Origin of the sequence: Magnetospirillum aberrantis SpK, from assembly GCF_011022235.1 — a bacterium.
In the GTDB taxonomy this organism is placed as follows: domain Bacteria; phylum Pseudomonadota; class Alphaproteobacteria; order Rhodospirillales; family Magnetospirillaceae; genus Magnetospirillum; species Magnetospirillum aberrantis.
In genome coordinates, this window is sequence record NZ_JAAIYP010000034.1 from 284658 (window position 1) to 300452 (window position 15795).

Below are 15795 nucleotides of genomic sequence, written 5' to 3' on the forward strand. Positions count from 1 at the left end.
TCCCGCCACAAGGAGAAGACATGGCCGAGGACGACGAGCCCCTGATGGGGCGCCCCCGACAAAAATTGGTGGAAACCAAGGAAAAATGGGCGCGTGAAGGCCGTGCCCTGACCGGTCGTGCCGGCAAGGACCGCCTGCCGCCCGGCCAGCGCCTCACCGCAGAATGGCCGGTGCTCGACCTTGGCATCTGTCCCAACCTGTCCACCGACGACTGGTCGCTCAGCGTCGGTGGTGCGGTCGAGACACCGCTGAAATGGTCATGGGCCGATTTCATGGCCCAGCCGCAGGTGGAGCAGACCAGCGACATCCATTGCGTCACCACATGGTCGCGTTACGACAACACCTGGAACGGCGTGTCGGCCCGCCATCTTCTGGCCTGTGCCCGGCCACGATCCAGTGCGGAATTCGTCATGTTCCGCTCGTATGACGGCTACACCACCAACGTCCCTTTGAAATATTTCGACGACGACGACGTATTGCTGGCCCATTCCTGGGAAGGCGCACCATTGACCCGCGACCATGGCGGGCCGGTGCGGGTGGTCATCCCCAAGCTTTACTTCTGGAAAAGCGCCAAATGGCTGCGCGCCATCACCTTCATGGACAAGGATTGTCCGGGATATTGGGAGGTGCGCGGCTATCACGACCGCGGCGACCCATGGCGCGAGGAGAGATATCGTTAGTGCATTGAAGCATTCAGATGATTCAATGTACCAAGCCTGAGCGGCGCCTGAGCCTGGCTTGTGCCGGAGGCACAGCCGCCAAAGGCAAACCTAGTGCGATGACGCATCTGAATGCGTCATCGCACTAGGCGACGGTCAGCCGGGCGATATGCTAGGCTTCGGCCCGGTTCCCATCCTGGCCGGAGTATCCTTTTGGTCCTCACCCCGCCCCGTCCCGGCATTTCCCCGTGGCATCCGGCCGCGCTGCTCGCCACCTGGTTCGGCAGCGGCCTGCTGCCCAAAGCCCCCGGCACCTGGGGCTCGTTGGCTGCCTTGCCCTTCGCCTGGGGATTGGGATTGGTCGGCGGGTGGCCGCTGTTGCTGGCCAGCTCGCTTGCCTGTTTCGTCGTCGGCTGGTGGGCGGTGGCGATTTATGTGCGGCGGACAGGTGCCGACGACCCGTCCGAGGTGGTGATCGACGAAGTGGCCGGGCAATGGCTGGTATTGGCCGCCGCGCCGCCCGAACCGTTGTTTTACGTGGCGGGCTTCGCCCTGTTCCGCTTTCTCGACATCACCAAGCCGTGGCCGGCCGGATGGGCCGACCGTCATGTCCACGGCGGAATCGGCGTCATGCTTGACGACATGTTGGCCGCCGTCTACGGCGCGGCCCTGGTAGCGCTGATCGCGTTGTGGGGGGCGTTGCCGTGATCGACGAAACCCAACGGCACGCCGCGCGACGGCTGTTGGATCTGTGCCGCGCCAAGGAGTTGCATGCGGTCACCGCGGAATCGTGCACCGGCGGCTTGGTGGCGGCGGCATTGACGGCCGTCCCCGGCTCCTCGGCGGTGGTCGATCGTGGTTTCGTCACCTATTCCAACGAGGCCAAGGCCGAGATGCTGGGGGTGGAGATGGCGTTGATCGAACGTTTCGGGGCCGTATCCGAGCCGGTGGCCCGTGCCATGGCCGAAGGGGCCTTGGCACATTCACGTGCCCAAATATCGGTGGCGGTCACCGGCGTCGCCGGACCCGGCGGCGGCAGCGCCGACAAGCCCGTGGGGCTGGTACATTTCGCCGCAGCCCGCCTGGACGGCACAACCTTGACCCGCCACCACGTCTTCACTGGTAACCGCGATGCGGTTCGCGGGCAATCGGTGCTGGCCGCGCTCGCCCTGTTAACCGAAATCGCCGGCTAAGACCGCGACAGCCGCCCGCAGAACGGCCAACGGCACGGTCGGCGCCGCCGCTTCCACATGCGCGCCCTGACAACTGAAAGCGGCGTAGGGCAGCACGCCCGAAACGTCGAACCCCACATGCATATGCCAGTCGGGTAAGGCGGCACGCGCCCAGGCCAAGGCTGCCTCGGCCGATTCGGTGACGCCGGGGCTCGCCAAGGCGGCATCAAGGGCAAAATCGGGACCGCTGGCAGCGTCGAGACGACGCTTGAGGTCATGCCAATCGGGCAGCGAAGAGAGATCGGCGACCATTCCTTGATCCTAACACAAGGGAACCGTCCGCATGTTCGATTTGAAAAAGCATGCGCTTTTCCCCTAATCTTCGGCGGCTTTCGGGGATTATCGGGCAAAAACATGACCGGCGACAATTGTGGTGGCGACATGGAAGAGATCGGCCGTCTTCACCTGAAATCAGGCGAACACGTCTTCAGCCAAGGCGATCATGGAGACGCCGCCTACATGGTGCAAAGCGGCTGTGTTTCGCTGAGCCAGAACTACGACGGTCGCCAGATCGACGTCGGCCGGGTTGGTCCCGGTGAAATTTTCGGCGAGATGACGCTGATGGACAGCGACCGTCACGGCGTCACCGCCACCGCCGCCGAAGATTGCGAACTGGCGGTGATCCCTCTGCGGGTGTTCCGCCACAAACTCGACACCGCCGATTGCGTCATCCGCGCTGTCATGGAAATGTTCGTCCGCAACATCCGCACATCACCGCGCCTGTTTCTTCGCCGACCACGCAGCCTACGCGACCATGTCCGGCAGATGTCGTCGTTTTCCTGGAACATACGCCGTTTCGCCAGCCGCACGGGCGACACTGCCACCGCCGAAAACATGATCAAGGTTCTCGACCGGCTGGACACGGTTCTCGACGATCTAGCCGAAATCGCCGAACTGACCGCCGACCAGCGTCATGACCTGATCGCCGACGAAGAACTGAACGGCGTCCAGTTCGAGCAGGTGGTCGGCAGCGAGGGACGGCGCAAGATATGACGCGCCGTTCCCCGAAATCCCCGCGTATCAGCCGTTCTTGACCCGTCCGAGAAAAGATTCCACCTGACGTGACAGGTTGTCCGCCTGTTCCGCCAAACTGGTCGCCTCGCCCACCCGTTCTTTCGAGAACTGCTCAAGGCGGTGAGCCTGACCGGAAAGGCCATAGCCGGAAGGTATACCCCCAGTCATAACCATTCTGGATCACGGCCCATCGGGCGGTGCCAATCCAGGGCTGTCCTACCGTTGCGGGCAGCGTATGCCGGTCCCACCCAAACCGCAATAGCCACCGGGATTCTTGGCCAGGTATTGCTGGTGATAGGGCTCGGCGTAATAGAACGGGCCCAGCTTGATGCTTTCGGTGGTGATGGCGCCATATCCGGCTGCGTTCAAGAGCCCCTGATAGGTTTGGCGGGCAGCCTCGGCCTCGGCCGATTGCGCGGCCGTCGTCAGATACAGCCCGGAACGGTATTGCGTGCCGATGTCGTTCCCCTGGCGCATTCCTTGGGTCGGGTCGTGGTTTTCCCAAAACACCCGCAACAACGTGGCGAAGCTGACGGTTTCTGGATCGAAGACCACCAGCACCGCCTCGGTATGGCCGGTCCGGCCGCTGCAAACCTCCTCGTACAGGGGATTGGGGGTGAAACCGCCCACATAGCCGACCGCGGTCGTGTGAACCCCAGGTATCCCCCAGAACTTGCGTTCCGCTCCCCAAAAACACCCCATTGCGAAAACGGCGCTTTCGCAATGGGGCGGGAACGGTGCCGCCAGCGGCGTTCCCAGAACCACATGGGTCTCTGGCAACGGCATGACGTCGTCTCGACCGGGCAAGGCCTCGGCGGCGGTGACCATCAGCATCTTACTGGAACCGAACAAGGACATGAGGACGTTTCCTTTTCCCTTTCCTGCCCAGATAAGGGACGCCCCACCCGATTGCCAGCCCCACCCTATCCGCTCTCGGAAGTTTTTTTCAAAGTGTTTCGCGACACCGCTTGACACCCCCCACGATCCCCTTTATACGAACGCTCCTCGCGTGGTTCGGCGGGGTAGCTCAGCTGGTTAGAGCACGGGAATCATAATCCTGGGGTCGGGGGTTCAAGTCCCTCTCCCGCTACCAAAACTACGTTAGGAAAATCAAGGGGCTACGGGTCTATGTCGACCTGTGGCCCCTTTGCTTTTTCCAAAACACGTCCTGTGTTTTTCCAAAAAGTGGCGCACGCCTGTTCCCTATCGGTTTCAATGATGCCGAGGTGACCAATGGAACTGCCTCCCGAGAAACCCGGTGATGTTCGGCTAGAAGTTGATCCGAATGTCACTCCGAGATGGGCTGAAGTTATCAATTTGGCCGACGTGCGCGTTCAGTTCGGACGCCCGCGCTATCCAGGTGGCCGGGTGTGTGACCATCGGTCGATGTTTTACAACGTCGAGGACCGCAGAGTTTGGTGCCGAGATTGCGAAAAAACGATTGATGGCTTTGATGCCTTTCTCGTCCTCGTAAAGCACTTTGCCGCAATGGAGCGCGCTGCTCGGCATAAGCTGGATCAGGCGGCAGCGGCCGAGAAAGCACATCTCGGGCGGCGGGCGGCGAAGGAACTGGACCATGCCTGGTCAGGGCGGCAAATGGCCGTCGCATGCCCGCATTGTCGCGGCGGGCTGCTGCCCGAAGATTTCACCGAAAGGGGAATTTCAGCCACGTCGCGCGAAATCGAACTGGCGCGGCGGAACCGCGGCGACAAAAACGACAGCACAAGGTGACGGGCCACCCGTAAAAACCCCTTGACGCCGTACATAATGTTATGTACATTTAGATCATCAGGGCGCGGGGAGGATGGCTCTCTGCAAGAGTGGAAAGGACCACTGAAATGACCACCTACACCCACATCACTTCCCAGGGCGAATACCACGTTTCCGGCCTGACCGCTGTCGAAGCGGCCATTGCCCGGCTCACCCATGACGGTGCCACCTATGAATTGCGCCGGGATACGGATGGCATGTGGACCGTGTTTTCCAGCAACGGCCTGGGTAGCATGAGCCCTGCCTACGATGGCCCGGAGCCCTATGGCCGCCTGCTGAATTCCTTCGCCGCGACCGAGGCGGAAGCCCTGGCCGAACTGGCGCCGCGCATCATCAAGGCCGACTGGTCTGACAGCGAATATGTCATGACCGACGCCGACTATGAGGCAATGGTGGCCGAAGCTCTGGAAGGACAAGACGATGAATAAGAGCGGCCTGGACAAGGCTAAGTCCCTGGTCCGGCACCACCTGGACCAGGGACGCTCGGTCGGCGGCGTCTCGCTGACCCTGTACGCGGATGCGGTGCAGTACGCCACGCATCATCCCGGCGAGGATTTTGCCGAGCACCAGCGGCAGCGCGCCGAACTGGTGGCGTGGTTGGCCGCGCAACAAATCACCGTGATCGATATCCCGGTTTCCGCCCAGGAGCGGGCAGACAGCGCGACCCTGGCGGAACGCGCGGTGTTGTCCACAAATGGTGCAGCCATCGGCCTGAACATTGGCTATCAGCAAGACCAGGGCGGCGCCTATGTCGGATGGGCACTGACTGCCCCCAGGCACATCAGCAAGGGAGAGCGGTGATGACCGCCTTCGCCCTTCTTCTTTCCTTGGTCGGTCTCTCGCATCGGGAGGCCGCTAATTTCGTCGGCGTCAGCATCGACAGCGTGCGCGGCTGGATCAACGGCCGCCGCACCCCACCCGCCGCCGTACTGGACGAACTGCGCGCCATGATCGCCGCCCAGGAACTGGCGGCGGCGGAAGCCCTGGAGTTGATCACAGAACAGTACGAAGAGGCGCTAGGCGCCGGCCGGAAATTAACCGCCATCGATCTAGGCTATCCGGCCGACGACGCCGAGGCCACGCTGCTAGGTCTACCCTGCGTCAGTGCGTGGCGGATGATGGCCGCCCGCGTGGTGGCTAAATCTCCGGTCCCGGTGCGGCTTATTCCGCGCAGCTCGACCCTGGCGACGGCCGGAGCCGCCGAGGCGCACGGAAAATGAAGCCTCGCCATCATCGCGGGCGGTGCCCGTACTGTGGAACGACGATGATGACTGGTGCCGATCCTGGACGATATCCCACGATAGATCATAAAACCCCCAGGTGCCGGGGCGGCCGAGAGACCGTGTGGTGTTGTGCGAGGTGTAATAACCTCAAGGGCGATTTAACGCCCACTGAATGGTCTGAATTTAGGAACGCTCACCCAGACTGGATATATTGGAGTGGCCGGGCCATTTCCCGATGGAAAGCGGAGTGGCGTAGCTGAAATTTCTGTCCAAGGTGACCCTGATCGGCTGGGTCACCGCGCGACACCCCGCTCTTTTTCTCGCATGCGGATGAAGGACATGCCGAGCAACGACCCGACAAGGCCCAGGATATCGGCGATGCCCATTTCCGGCAGCGGAACAAGGGCCGGCGGCGTCGCCTGGAAGCAGGCCCAGACCCACATGCCGGTGCCGATGGCGAAGCGGGGGATGTAATAGACGGCCAGGGAAGCGGCACAGACCCAACCGATGGCGGGGCGCCAGCCGGCGACGAACAGGCTGGAACTGGCCGCCTCGATCTTGTTGACCTCGATCTGGGCGAGGTCGAGGCCGGAGATGGTGGCCATCTCCTGAAGCTCGCCGCTCTGCTGCATTTTCAGCAATTCGAGCTTGGCTTGAGCCGCCTGCGTCGGGTCGGGCCAGAGGCGGTCGATGATCTTGCCGCCAAGCCCGGCGATGGCGGTGATGGGGCTGGCGGCACCGGATGCCGCCCCGCCCAGGGCATCGCCCAGGATTGATCCAATTCCCATGTCACACCTCCTCAGGCGATGGTCGGGCCGCTGGCCAGCGCCAGGCGGGCGCGGTCGAGACAGGCCCTGCGGTCGGCGAAGCCGTTGGCGTCGCCATAGGCGGCCGTCTTCCGGCCGCGGTTGATGATGTCGGCGATGGCGTCGAGGTTGTCGGCGTCGGCCAAGGTGTTGAGGCCATGGCAGGCCCAGAACCATCCGACCGAGGCGGCGGCATGTTCCGGGCGCTCCAGCAGCTCAGGGTGCTCGATCAGGTCGAGCCCCAGGGCGACGCCGCAGGCGGCATAGTTGTTTCGAAAGGTGATGCCGATAAGGCCTCCGGCGCGATAGCGCCAGCCGTCGCCGCTGAGCTCGTCGCCATTTCCCTCTCGCCCGGCATAGACGTGGCTGGCGATGCGTTGGGGCTGGCGGGAATATTCATCAGCGAGCTGGGGCGTGAAGTGCCGCGGGAAGGTGGACAACAGGCCGGCCGCCGAATAATTCATGTTCTCGCGGACATAGCGCAGGCTGCCGCTTTCGTGGGCGATCTGGGCGAGCCAGTGCTGCAATCGCAGGGGCGTGGTGATGCTGTGGCGGCGTGCGGTGGCGTCCAGCGGCGCCGCGTAAGCGGTGATGTCGCAGGTGCGGGCGAACGGCATGGCGGCGCGCAGGAGCGCGGTCGTGATGATGGTCATGGCGTCAGCCCTCCTCGCCACCGTTGCGCGGCAATCCGGTCGGCTCGGCGCCGAAATACCGGGTCGCTACGACCTCGAGGCCGCGGGGGCCCAGCCAGCCGACAACACCGGCCAGGGCGTGGGTGGCGAGCGGCGGCAGGGAAAGCCACTCTCCCAGGCCGCCGGCCAGGATGGCGCAGAGAGCGGCCGTCGGCGGCTCCCACGCCAGTTCCCACGACCACATGCGGCGCTTCCCGAGACGGACGAGGCGGCGGTGATACAGCAGGCGCGCCAGAAGCGGCGCCGGCAGAAGGGCGAGTACGGTGGCCGTGATCGCCCCCCACTCGCTGGCGATAGACCTCTCAGGCATCTGCTATCCTTTCAGGCATAAAAAAACCGCCTCGCGGGCGGTAATCGGTCAGAGCACGATCTGATCAGGACGGCCACCCTGTGGTGTAGTCGTATCCGATGATCGCTTTTCTGGCTGCGATGGGGTCATCGACATCGTCCTCCATGGCATCGATGGCGGCACAGTGTGCCGCCTCGGCATTGAAGCATGCCTGAACGTGGTCGGCGATGGCCTCTGCCATTGCGATGATCTGCTCGTTGGTGGCGTCGAGAAACCCGGAGGGCGTCTTGAATTTGCGGACGGCAGACGGATCCCCGGCTATCGCGCGGCTGTAGGCTCCATTCAGCAGAACTTTCGTCCTGTCATCTGTCGGAATGGCGACGCCAGCAACCGTCAGACCTCCGGTCTCAATTCCATAGCGATACTCTGCTACCTTGGCCTTAGACATTTCTTTTACTTGCTCCAGGGGGCGCGGGGTGACGGTATAGCTGATGCGCGCCCCGTCCTTGACCTCAGTGATAATGGCCACGTCGTCCAGGTCTGGGCGCGTGTCAATGTCGACGACCTCATAGCCGGCGTTGACGCGCTGTTCCGCCGTCATTGCTCCGATGCGACGTGCCACCCCGGAGATTTCAACGGTGTCGATGTCCGAGAAATAGAGGCCATCCTTGTAGTAGATCGCTGACATTTATGGATTTCCTTGCGCTGTCGCGGGGACATTGTTGCTTCCAACTGTCGGTTTCTTGTCGTAGGTCGCGACCCAGGCGTTGGTGCCGCTGGCGTTGTAGGTCGCACTGGCGGTCCTGATCTTGAACCCGGTCGCCAGCCTGTCGGCGTGGGTGCCCCAGATCACCGCATTGCCGTTGACGCTCAGGGTCTCGGGCACCGCGCCGGTATAGACGCACGGGCCATCGGCGTTGACATTACCGATGAAAGTGCCGCTGGTCGCGCCCGTGGTGGCCGCAAGGTTGGCGGTGCAGATGTTTTTGTAGCCGGCGACACTCGGGATGAACCCACCAAACCGCGCCGTCGTCGTGCCCGCATCGTAGGCATACGCAAACGGAATGACGAATTCGCCGGGGTTTGCTATCGCCCCGCTGTAATAATTCGCACCGTCCCGTTTGATCGTGACGGTGTTACCGTCAAAATCAAACAGCAGTTCAAACGATGCCGCCGCCGATGACATTGACTGGTTCGTCAGCCCTGCGCCGAAATTACAGACACACCCATTGTCCGACACGCCACAATATGCGGCCTGCGCGCCGCCCCAAATGAGACCGTCAACCCCAGCGCGCCGTCCGGCCTGGGAGAGCTTAACAATTCCGGCGAACCAATATGTGCCGGCGAACCCTGCGCCGGGTGCCCCTGTCGCCGGCTTGTCCACCTTAAACGCCCACTTGCCGGAATTGGGAATCGCCAATGACCCAAGCGTCACCGCATAACCAGCTGCCGACGTGTTGGTCAGCGTGGTGTTGCCGTTGCCATAATAGGCATAATCCGTACCGATGGATTGCGGAGTTAAGGAGTTCAGCGTGGCGAACACGTTGGTCGGGCTGTCGCCCACCACGTCGGATGCGGCGAAGCCAACCGGCGTCCAGTCGTTGCCCTGTCCAGAAGCGTCGCCGCCCAAATCGGCCACGTTCCACGGAGTACCGAGGTGAAAGCCGTTGGTGCCGAAATCGACACCCAGTACCTGTTTCGGTCGCCACGATCCGGTGACCGGGTCGATCTGGCCGAAATGATCAGGGGGCAACGCGGCTCCGTCGATCAGGATCGGTTCAGCGATATAACCCCGCCAATAATTCCCGGCACCATCGCGGCCAAAGTAATGAGGGATGCCAGAGGCATTAACGGCCGTGAGAAGATTGGCCGTGATGGCATTCGACGTGGCGAAGACGGTGACCTGTTGGCCGTTGACGTAGAGGTTGATGGTCTGCGTAACCGTGTCCACAATGACAATAACGTGGAACCATGCGGTCGGGTCGCGAAAGACCTGACTGGTCACCCGCCACGACGTGGCACCGCCGGAAATCTGGATCTGATCGGCAGCGCTGATCTCGACATTAAACAGCGTACTGTCGTCTCCGCTCCCGTTCGTCGCATAAAATAACCGCTGCCTTACACCCAAGGAACCTCGCCGCACCCACCCGCCAATCGTAAATGTCCTCCGGTTCCCCGCCACGGACGGCGTGCGGGTCAGATACTGCGCCCCCCGGAACAACAGGGAATTGGTGATATCGTATGAACCTTCACCGGCAACACCGCTCATCATCATACTGTCGGCGAACATGCTCACGCCTCCTCGACCGAATAGGCTACGGCGATGCGGCTGGTGGAGATCACCTCGTAATCAAGGCGCGCCACGCCGCTCGACGGCAGGCTGGCCAGCGACGCCATGGTGGTGGTGCCGTCACTCGACACGCGCTTGAGGCCGGTCCACCAGCCGCCCGGCGTGGTGTAGCTGCCGGCGATGATGCGGATAGTTCCCTTCTGACCAGCACAGTTGGCGTCGATGGTGGGGGCGCCCAGCGTCAGCGCCGAGGACAGGGTAATCGCGAAGTTCTGGTATTGAGTGAAGTCGAGCGTCACCGTGCCGCCAGCCGTGCGGGTGTCGGTGGCGATCGGGCGCTGCGGCTTCGTCCACGACTGAGCAACGTTGAGTAGACCGGCGAGAGTAAGGCCCAGATTGCCCTTGGCTACCGCCGCGTCGGCCAAGCCAGAGAGATTCCCCGCTTTCGTCAACACCTCGGTCGCCGCCGGCGTGCCGAGCGCGGTGCGGGCCGCTTCAGCGGTGCCGGCGGTGCCGAGCACGCCGGCAAGGAAGGCGCGCAGGTTTGTGATGAACGTCTTCTGATCGCCCTCGGTCGCAGTCGAACCGGTGAACTGTGTGGCAACGGGCAGTTCGGTCATGGTCAGTACCCCTGAATGGTGGCGTCTACGGTCGCGGAGATGCCGGCTCCGCTGGCATCATCGGCCCGCACCAGCGGCCCCGAGGTGTCCTTGTCGACGGTGCGGACGGTGGCGGCGGTGCCACCGATGAGATTGCAGACCACCACCTTGACGGCGCGGTAGGTGTTGGCGATCGGCAGGCGCGTTCCTTCCGGCGCCAAGGTGACGCCCTGCAACACCTCGGAAATGTCGGCGCCATCGAGCGTCGGCGTCATGGTGGCGATGCGCCCCCTGGTGGCGCCGAACCCGGTGGTGACGCGGAACCCCCAGGTGCCGGGCCGGGCCGGCATGTCGCCGGTCCATGGCTCCCACGGTTCCACCCCCCAGGCCGGCGCCGCATCATCCCCCGACCACGCCCCCGCCGCGTCGTTGGTCCAGGCCAGCCCTGCCGACGGCCGCCGCACCTCGATGATGACGCTGCCCCCCTCGACTGCCAGGGGCAACTTGATGGTGTCGGCCCCGACGGCCAGCGGGAACTCGACATCGACCTCGTAGGTCATGGCTTTCCACGATCCGGTCCAGGCAGGCGCCGCGTCGTTGGTCCAGGCCAGACGTCCCTCATTGGCGTCCCAGGCCAGGCCGCCGGCATCGTCGGCCACCAGGGTGCCGTCGTCATCGACGCTGCCGTTGATGATGATTCCAGGCCAGCCCAGGGCCATCAGGTCGTATTCCTCGACCACGTTGCCGACCAGGATGTCACCGAGGTTCAACACCACCGAGGATGCGGCGATGCTCTCGTTACCTGAGGTGTCAAACCCCTTGGCCAGGATGGTGACGACGCCGCCCGGCAGGCCGGGTAGTGTGTAGGGGCTGGACGCGAGACGGCCCTGGTGCAGCGGCAGCGCGGTGGCGAAGCTACGATTGACGCCAACGTGGTAGCGGATCTCGATACCTTCGAAGTCCTTCTCGGCTTCGGCCTCCCAGCGGGCAACGCCGTCGCTTACCGTGAACATCAGGAGATCGGCCGGGCGTGCGGTCTTGCCGATTAAGGCGTGAGGCTCGGATGCCCGCCATTTCGACACCGCCCCGACCTGATTGACGGCGCGCAGCCGCACCAGATAGTCGGTGCCGTCGACCACCGGCGACAAATACGCCTCCTGCACCCCAGGCAGCACGTCAGGCTGATCCGCCCAGGTGGCACCGCCGTCCGCCGACAACTGCACCTGGATGCGATACAGGCTGGCATCGTCTGGGTCGGTCCAGGCGACGTGCAGGCGCGAGATGATGGTGCCGTCGCCCAGCACCAGCAGGCGGTCGGTGCCGCTGGATAGCGTCGGAACCGACGGCCGCATCACGACACGCGCCTTGGGCAAGCCGGTATCCGGCGCGGGGTCAACGAGTTGCTCCTCGTCTGTCGACCAGTCGAAGCAGCTCTCGTCGGTTTCTCGCAGCACCATGTCTATGCCGAGGCGCGGCGCATCATCCTCGCTGTCGCCGCCGCGCACCGCGAAAGCCCACGCCTCGATCTCGAAATACTTCCGCGTCCAGCCATAGCGGGCCAGCGTCACCGGGATGATGTCGTCGGCGCGATACGGGAAGCAGGTCAGCTTTCCCGGCCAAGTGATGCGCTGCTGCTGGCGACAGCGCAGCAGGTCGATCTTGACGATACGCTGGCAGGTTGCCGGGCTGGTCGTGAACGGCAGCTCGACGTCCTTGTCGATCTCGACGCCGAAATTGGCGCGGATCGTCCCGGACCCGGCCGAGGTGATGTTGACGGCCGTTCCGGCGACGGCATCGTCATGGCTGGCGGCCAGTTTGATGGTCCCGGCAGTCGCGGTCAGGATGACGAAATAGACGGTGTCGGCGGCGATGCCGCCGGGCTGGACGTCGTCACTCCACACCCGGACCGGCTGGCCGGTGGTAAAGCCGGTCTCGTCCACCGTGATGGTGTCGGCGGTCGTGTCGATGGCGGTAACCAGAGCCTGGGGGCCATCCTCGGTGCGGTAGAAGTCCGACCAGACCGTGGGGAAGTCTTCAGCCTGCCAGAAACTGTCGGGGTTGGTATAGACCCCGGCAACGGTGTTGAACAACTCCTTGCGGGTCAGGCGCGGCTCGAGCTGGATACCGCCGTCGAGATCATCCTCGGTCAGCTCTCGGGCATGCGGGGTGCGCCACGCCGCCGACATCAGGCGCCATTTGCCGCCGCTATCGACCGCGACGCCGCGATTGGCCGACAGCAGTTGCTTCATGATGGTGCCGTGGTCGGTCGACAGCAGCACGGAGCCGTTGCAGGTGTAGCGCTTCTCGACCCCAGGCGCCTCGTAGAAGCGAACCTCGGCGACGCCGACACTGCCGCTGTCGGCGTTGATCACCAGCCGCCTGGATAGGTACGAGGTGGTGGAAGAAAAGCCCGACGTGACTTCGACCACCAATCCGGGTTCGTCGTTGACCGTGCCAGAGGTGTAGATGGTGGCCCAGGTGGCGCCGTCGTCATTGCTACCCTCGACCGCCCAGGTGAAGGTTGAAGCGCTGTCGCAGATGCCATTGTCGATGCTGCCGACGAAGCGGATACCGGCGATGGCGCGGGCCGTTGTTTCCACCCTGCCGATGGTGGCGCCGGCCGCGCCGGTGGCGCAGTCTTCCCACTCGTCATCATCGCTGCCGTCGAACGCCGCATTGAGGCCGCCGCCGCCGGTCATGGTGCCGATCGCGGTCCCCTTGACCTGCGACACCTGACGGACGAGGCTGGTCTCGACCTCCTCGTCGTCGATGTTGGCCGAGGCGATGCAGTCTGCGGTTCCGATGCGCGACGCCTTCCAGCCCCACCACTCCACCATGTAATCGCGCTGGCACAGCGTCGGGTTGTCGGACCATGCGGTGGCGCCGGTGCGGGGGTCGAAGACCTTCTTGCCGCGCACGACCCAGCTCGGGTTCGGGATGCCGCTGGCGAACAGGCTGCTGTCATAGGTGAACTTGACGTAGACCTTGGCGCACCCGGCCTGGAGGTGGCTTTCCGTCCATTTCCCCGGGCACGCGGCGCGCAGCTTTTCATGGAAGGTGGCGTCGCCCTCCGTCGTCCCGAGACCGAAAGTGACCTCGACCTTGTCCTTCCAGTCGCCGGCCGTGACCTTGCCGTCGGTGCCAAACGGGATGACTTCCTCGTTCAGCCAGAATTCCTCGAAGCCGTCCACTTCATGGGCGGCGATGGTGTAGACGACGTGCAGCGTTTTGTTGTCATTGGTGACGTGGACGAAGGTCCGCTGGCCGGCGACACGGATCCGGCCATAGATGAGACGGCGGTAACCGATGGCGGTTGCCATGGAATGGGTGCGGTCGCTGGCCTCGTAGCGAAAGCTGTCGGCCTCCGCGACGGCGGAACTGCCGAGCAGCGCGCCGGCGACACCGGAGAGCGTGCCGCCGATGGCGCCCATGGCGGCGCCGGACAGGATCGCCCCCTCCATTGCGGAGACGGCGAAGCCGAGAAAGCTGGTACTGCCTGCGGTTAGCCCGAGGCCGAAGCCGATACCGCCGGTAGCCGCTCCGAGAATCGCACCGACGATGATGCTCTTGACGATGCCACCGCCACCGCCGCCCATCAGCCGATCCTCCAGGCCACCGAGCACCGCTCCAGCGGCACGAACTCCAGCCCGCCGGCGCGGACCGGGGTCGCGGCCTCGGCGCCGACGCAGATCGCCAGCGACAGGCCCTCATCATTGCTGGTCAGACAGACATCGCCGCGACGCGCCAGCAGCGGCGCGATCTCAGCCCAGCCGTGCTGGGCGGCCAGCTTCCGCATCACCTCGAGCAGGCCGCCGCCGCCACTGAACCGGGCCAGGGCGCGGATGGCGCCGCCCCGCGAGCGATAGCGGCCGCGAAACGCTTCGGCGCCGTCGATGCCGGTGATGTCGCGGACGACGTCGGCCGGCCAGATGCAGCAATCGAAGACGCCGCGCTCGAACGCGCGGCCGCGCGCCGCCTCGACCGCAGCCGAAAGGCGGCGTTCCCATCCAGCGATGCGGGACATGGCGTCAGGACTTTCCGAAGGTGATGGTCTTGTCGACCAGCGAGGGCACGTATTCGAAACCCTTGTCGCCGGGGTGGCGGCGCTGCTGGTCCTGGTTGGTGTAGCGCCAGTTCAGCGCGGCATCGAGGGTGATGGCCGGGCTTTCGGTCCGCACCGTGATGGAACAGGTCTCGCCGGCATCGTCGATGGCGATGCTGTCGGTGATGTTGTCGGCCAGCGGATAGGGCTCGCCGATCATGGTGCCGGTCTGCTCGTCCAGCACCGCCAGCCACAGCTTGGCCGGCAGGCCGTAGCGGAAGTCGCCGATGGCCTGTTGCAGTCGCGCTGCCGGGACACCGTCCAGGGTGAAGGCCATGCCATTGGCCTGGAATTCCGTGGTTTCCGACACCGCAGAGACCTTGCCCAGGGTGCCGACGCCATAGAACTCGACGCCATCCCAGATTAGGGTGCCGTTGCCTGTCCAGGCGCGTTCGGCGCCGCTGCCGTAACCGATCTCGGCCAGCAGGATCGGGCACAGCCTTGGCGCCTGGGTGGCGGCGATCAGATCGGCATGAGCGTCGGTGCGGCCGGCCATGGCTACAGCGCCTCCTCGGCGGCGAAGTCGATGCCGTAGTGGTGCAGATCGTCGATGTCCCAGGCCATGATGTTGCTGGCCATGCGGAAGACGCCGACGCAGTTCCGCGTCACCAGCTCGGTGGCATCGGCATAATCCTGGCGCAGGGCCGGCCAGACGTCGGTGGTCAGCACCCCCGAGACGTCGAAGGCCGCCGGAGTCAGAACCATGTGCAGCCGCGTCTCCTCGCCATTGCCGAGTTGGAGGTAGTCGCCGGCCAGCACGGTGGCGCCCTCCTCCCCACCCTGGAGCGACAACTCGCGGGTCCGCGCCGAATGGGCGCCGTGCACGGCGATGCCGGTGGCGGCGATGGTGCCGCGCGGCATCCGGCCCTTGGGGTCGCCCAACAGGAAGGTGCCGAAGCGGCCGCGGAGACTAAGGCGCCATGCTACCCATTCCATGGCGGTGGAACGGATCTGCGGCGGCAGCGTGGCTTCGATGGCCCACGCCTCGCCCTGGTGGGCATAGACCTGCTGCGACAGGGTGAACGGCGATTGCGAGACGCCGACCACGGATCGCGGCTTCCAGCCAAGCGTCCGCAGCCCGGTCGCCGTCGGCAGCGCCAGGGGATAGGTGATGGCCAT

At 64.3% G+C, this 15795-nt stretch carries 21 protein-coding genes and 1 tRNA gene; 9 read left to right on the forward strand and 13 right to left on the reverse strand.

Translation table 11 applies throughout. The annotated features are described in order from the left end of the window. The first annotated feature begins 20 nt into the window (after positions 1–20). From G4223_RS07610 to G4223_RS07620, 3 genes are all read left to right on the forward strand, one after another. A complete protein-coding gene (locus tag G4223_RS07610; RefSeq protein WP_163677281.1) occupies positions 21–680 on the forward strand; it encodes a sulfite oxidase-like oxidoreductase in 660 nt (219 codons plus the stop codon). Positions 681–872: 192 nt separating this feature from the next. After that, the gene (locus G4223_RS07615) at positions 873–1367 is read left to right on the forward strand and encodes a phosphatidylglycerophosphatase A family protein (protein ID WP_241004005.1); all 495 of its coding nucleotides are present in this window, start codon (positions 873–875) and stop codon (positions 1365–1367) included. Next, a complete protein-coding gene (locus tag G4223_RS07620) occupies positions 1364–1852 on the forward strand; it encodes a CinA family protein (RefSeq protein WP_163677287.1) in 489 nt (162 codons plus the stop codon). The genes G4223_RS07615 and G4223_RS07620 overlap by 4 nt, the downstream gene beginning before the upstream one ends. On the opposite strand, the gene G4223_RS07625 is transcribed toward G4223_RS07620, so the two are convergent. Continuing rightward, a complete protein-coding gene (locus G4223_RS07625; RefSeq protein ID WP_163677290.1) occupies positions 1832–2143 on the reverse strand; it encodes a hypothetical protein in 312 nt (103 codons plus the stop codon). The two genes, G4223_RS07620 and G4223_RS07625, sit on opposite strands and share 21 nt — an antisense overlap. Before the next feature lie 102 nt (positions 2144–2245). Between G4223_RS07625 and G4223_RS07630 the strand changes: the two genes are divergently transcribed. After that, on the forward strand, positions 2246–2884 hold the full coding sequence (locus G4223_RS07630; protein WP_163677293.1) for a cyclic nucleotide-binding domain-containing protein: 639 nt from the start codon (positions 2246–2248) through the stop codon (positions 2882–2884). A gap of 27 nt (positions 2885–2911) precedes the next feature. Here the strand turns inward: G4223_RS07630 and G4223_RS07635 are convergent, their stop codons facing one another. Both G4223_RS07635 and msrA read right to left on the reverse strand, forming a co-directional pair. Further along, a complete protein-coding gene (locus G4223_RS07635) occupies positions 2912–3073 on the reverse strand; it encodes a hypothetical protein (protein WP_163677296.1) in 162 nt (53 codons plus the stop codon). A gap of 48 nt (positions 3074–3121) precedes the next feature. Further along, the gene (gene msrA / locus G4223_RS07640; protein ID WP_163677298.1) at positions 3122–3763 is read right to left on the reverse strand and encodes a peptide-methionine (S)-S-oxide reductase MsrA; all 642 of its coding nucleotides are present in this window, start codon (positions 3761–3763) and stop codon (positions 3122–3124) included. Positions 3764–3921: 158 nt separating this feature from the next. On the opposite strand from msrA, the gene G4223_RS07645 reads away from it, so the two are divergent. From G4223_RS07645 to G4223_RS07665, 5 genes are all read left to right on the forward strand, one after another. Next, positions 3922–3998, forward strand: a tRNA-Met gene (locus G4223_RS07645). Positions 3999–4138: 140 nt separating this feature from the next. Then, the gene (locus tag G4223_RS07650) at positions 4139–4636 is read left to right on the forward strand and encodes a hypothetical protein (RefSeq protein WP_163677301.1); all 498 of its coding nucleotides are present in this window, start codon (positions 4139–4141) and stop codon (positions 4634–4636) included. 107 nt (positions 4637–4743) lie between these two features. Then, a complete protein-coding gene (locus tag G4223_RS07655) occupies positions 4744–5103 on the forward strand; it encodes a hypothetical protein (RefSeq protein ID WP_163677304.1) in 360 nt (119 codons plus the stop codon). After that, positions 5096–5476, forward strand: a complete 381-nt coding sequence (locus tag G4223_RS07660) for a hypothetical protein (RefSeq protein WP_163677306.1) — start codon at positions 5096–5098, stop codon at positions 5474–5476. The genes G4223_RS07655 and G4223_RS07660 overlap by 8 nt, the downstream gene beginning before the upstream one ends. Beyond that, entirely contained in the window at positions 5476–5895 is a 420-nt protein-coding gene (locus G4223_RS07665; RefSeq protein WP_163677308.1) for a helix-turn-helix domain-containing protein, read from the forward strand. The genes G4223_RS07660 and G4223_RS07665 overlap by 1 nt, the downstream gene beginning before the upstream one ends. A gap of 296 nt (positions 5896–6191) precedes the next feature. Here the strand turns inward: G4223_RS07665 and G4223_RS07670 are convergent, their stop codons facing one another. The 10 genes from G4223_RS07670 to G4223_RS07715 form a co-directional block, all read right to left on the reverse strand. Beyond that, a complete protein-coding gene (locus G4223_RS07670; protein WP_163677310.1) occupies positions 6192–6686 on the reverse strand; it encodes a 3TM-type holin in 495 nt (164 codons plus the stop codon). An 11-nt stretch (positions 6687–6697) separates the two neighbouring features. Next, the gene (locus tag G4223_RS07675) at positions 6698–7357 is read right to left on the reverse strand and encodes a glycoside hydrolase family 19 protein (RefSeq protein WP_163677312.1); all 660 of its coding nucleotides are present in this window, start codon (positions 7355–7357) and stop codon (positions 6698–6700) included. Between the two features lie 4 nt (positions 7358–7361). Then, positions 7362–7706: a phage holin family protein gene (locus G4223_RS07680; protein WP_163677313.1), complete on the reverse strand. Its 345-nt coding sequence runs from the start codon at positions 7704–7706 to the stop codon at positions 7362–7364. Positions 7707–7770: 64 nt separating this feature from the next. Continuing rightward, positions 7771–8373 carry a DUF4376 domain-containing protein gene (locus G4223_RS07685; protein WP_163677315.1) on the reverse strand — a complete coding sequence of 201 codons (603 nt, stop codon included), beginning with the start codon at positions 8371–8373 and terminating at the stop codon, positions 7771–7773. Further along, positions 8374–9975, reverse strand: a complete 1602-nt coding sequence (locus tag G4223_RS07690; protein WP_163677317.1) for a LamG-like jellyroll fold domain-containing protein — start codon at positions 9973–9975, stop codon at positions 8374–8376. Between the two features lie 2 nt (positions 9976–9977). Then, positions 9978–10595 carry a hypothetical protein gene (locus tag G4223_RS07695; RefSeq protein ID WP_163677320.1) on the reverse strand — a complete coding sequence of 206 codons (618 nt, stop codon included), beginning with the start codon at positions 10593–10595 and terminating at the stop codon, positions 9978–9980. Between the two features lie 2 nt (positions 10596–10597). Beyond that, a complete protein-coding gene (locus G4223_RS07700; RefSeq protein ID WP_163677322.1) occupies positions 10598–14197 on the reverse strand; it encodes a phage tail protein in 3600 nt (1199 codons plus the stop codon). After that, positions 14170–14598, reverse strand: a complete 429-nt coding sequence (locus tag G4223_RS07705; RefSeq protein ID WP_163677325.1) for a DUF6950 family protein — start codon at positions 14596–14598, stop codon at positions 14170–14172. Before G4223_RS07705 ends, G4223_RS07700 begins: the two co-directional genes overlap by 28 nt. A gap of 4 nt (positions 14599–14602) precedes the next feature. After that, on the reverse strand, positions 14603–15172 hold the full coding sequence (locus tag G4223_RS07710) for a hypothetical protein (RefSeq protein ID WP_163677327.1): 570 nt from the start codon (positions 15170–15172) through the stop codon (positions 14603–14605). Between the two features lie 2 nt (positions 15173–15174). Continuing rightward, a complete protein-coding gene (locus tag G4223_RS07715; protein ID WP_163677330.1) occupies positions 15175–15795 on the reverse strand; it encodes a hypothetical protein in 621 nt (206 codons plus the stop codon).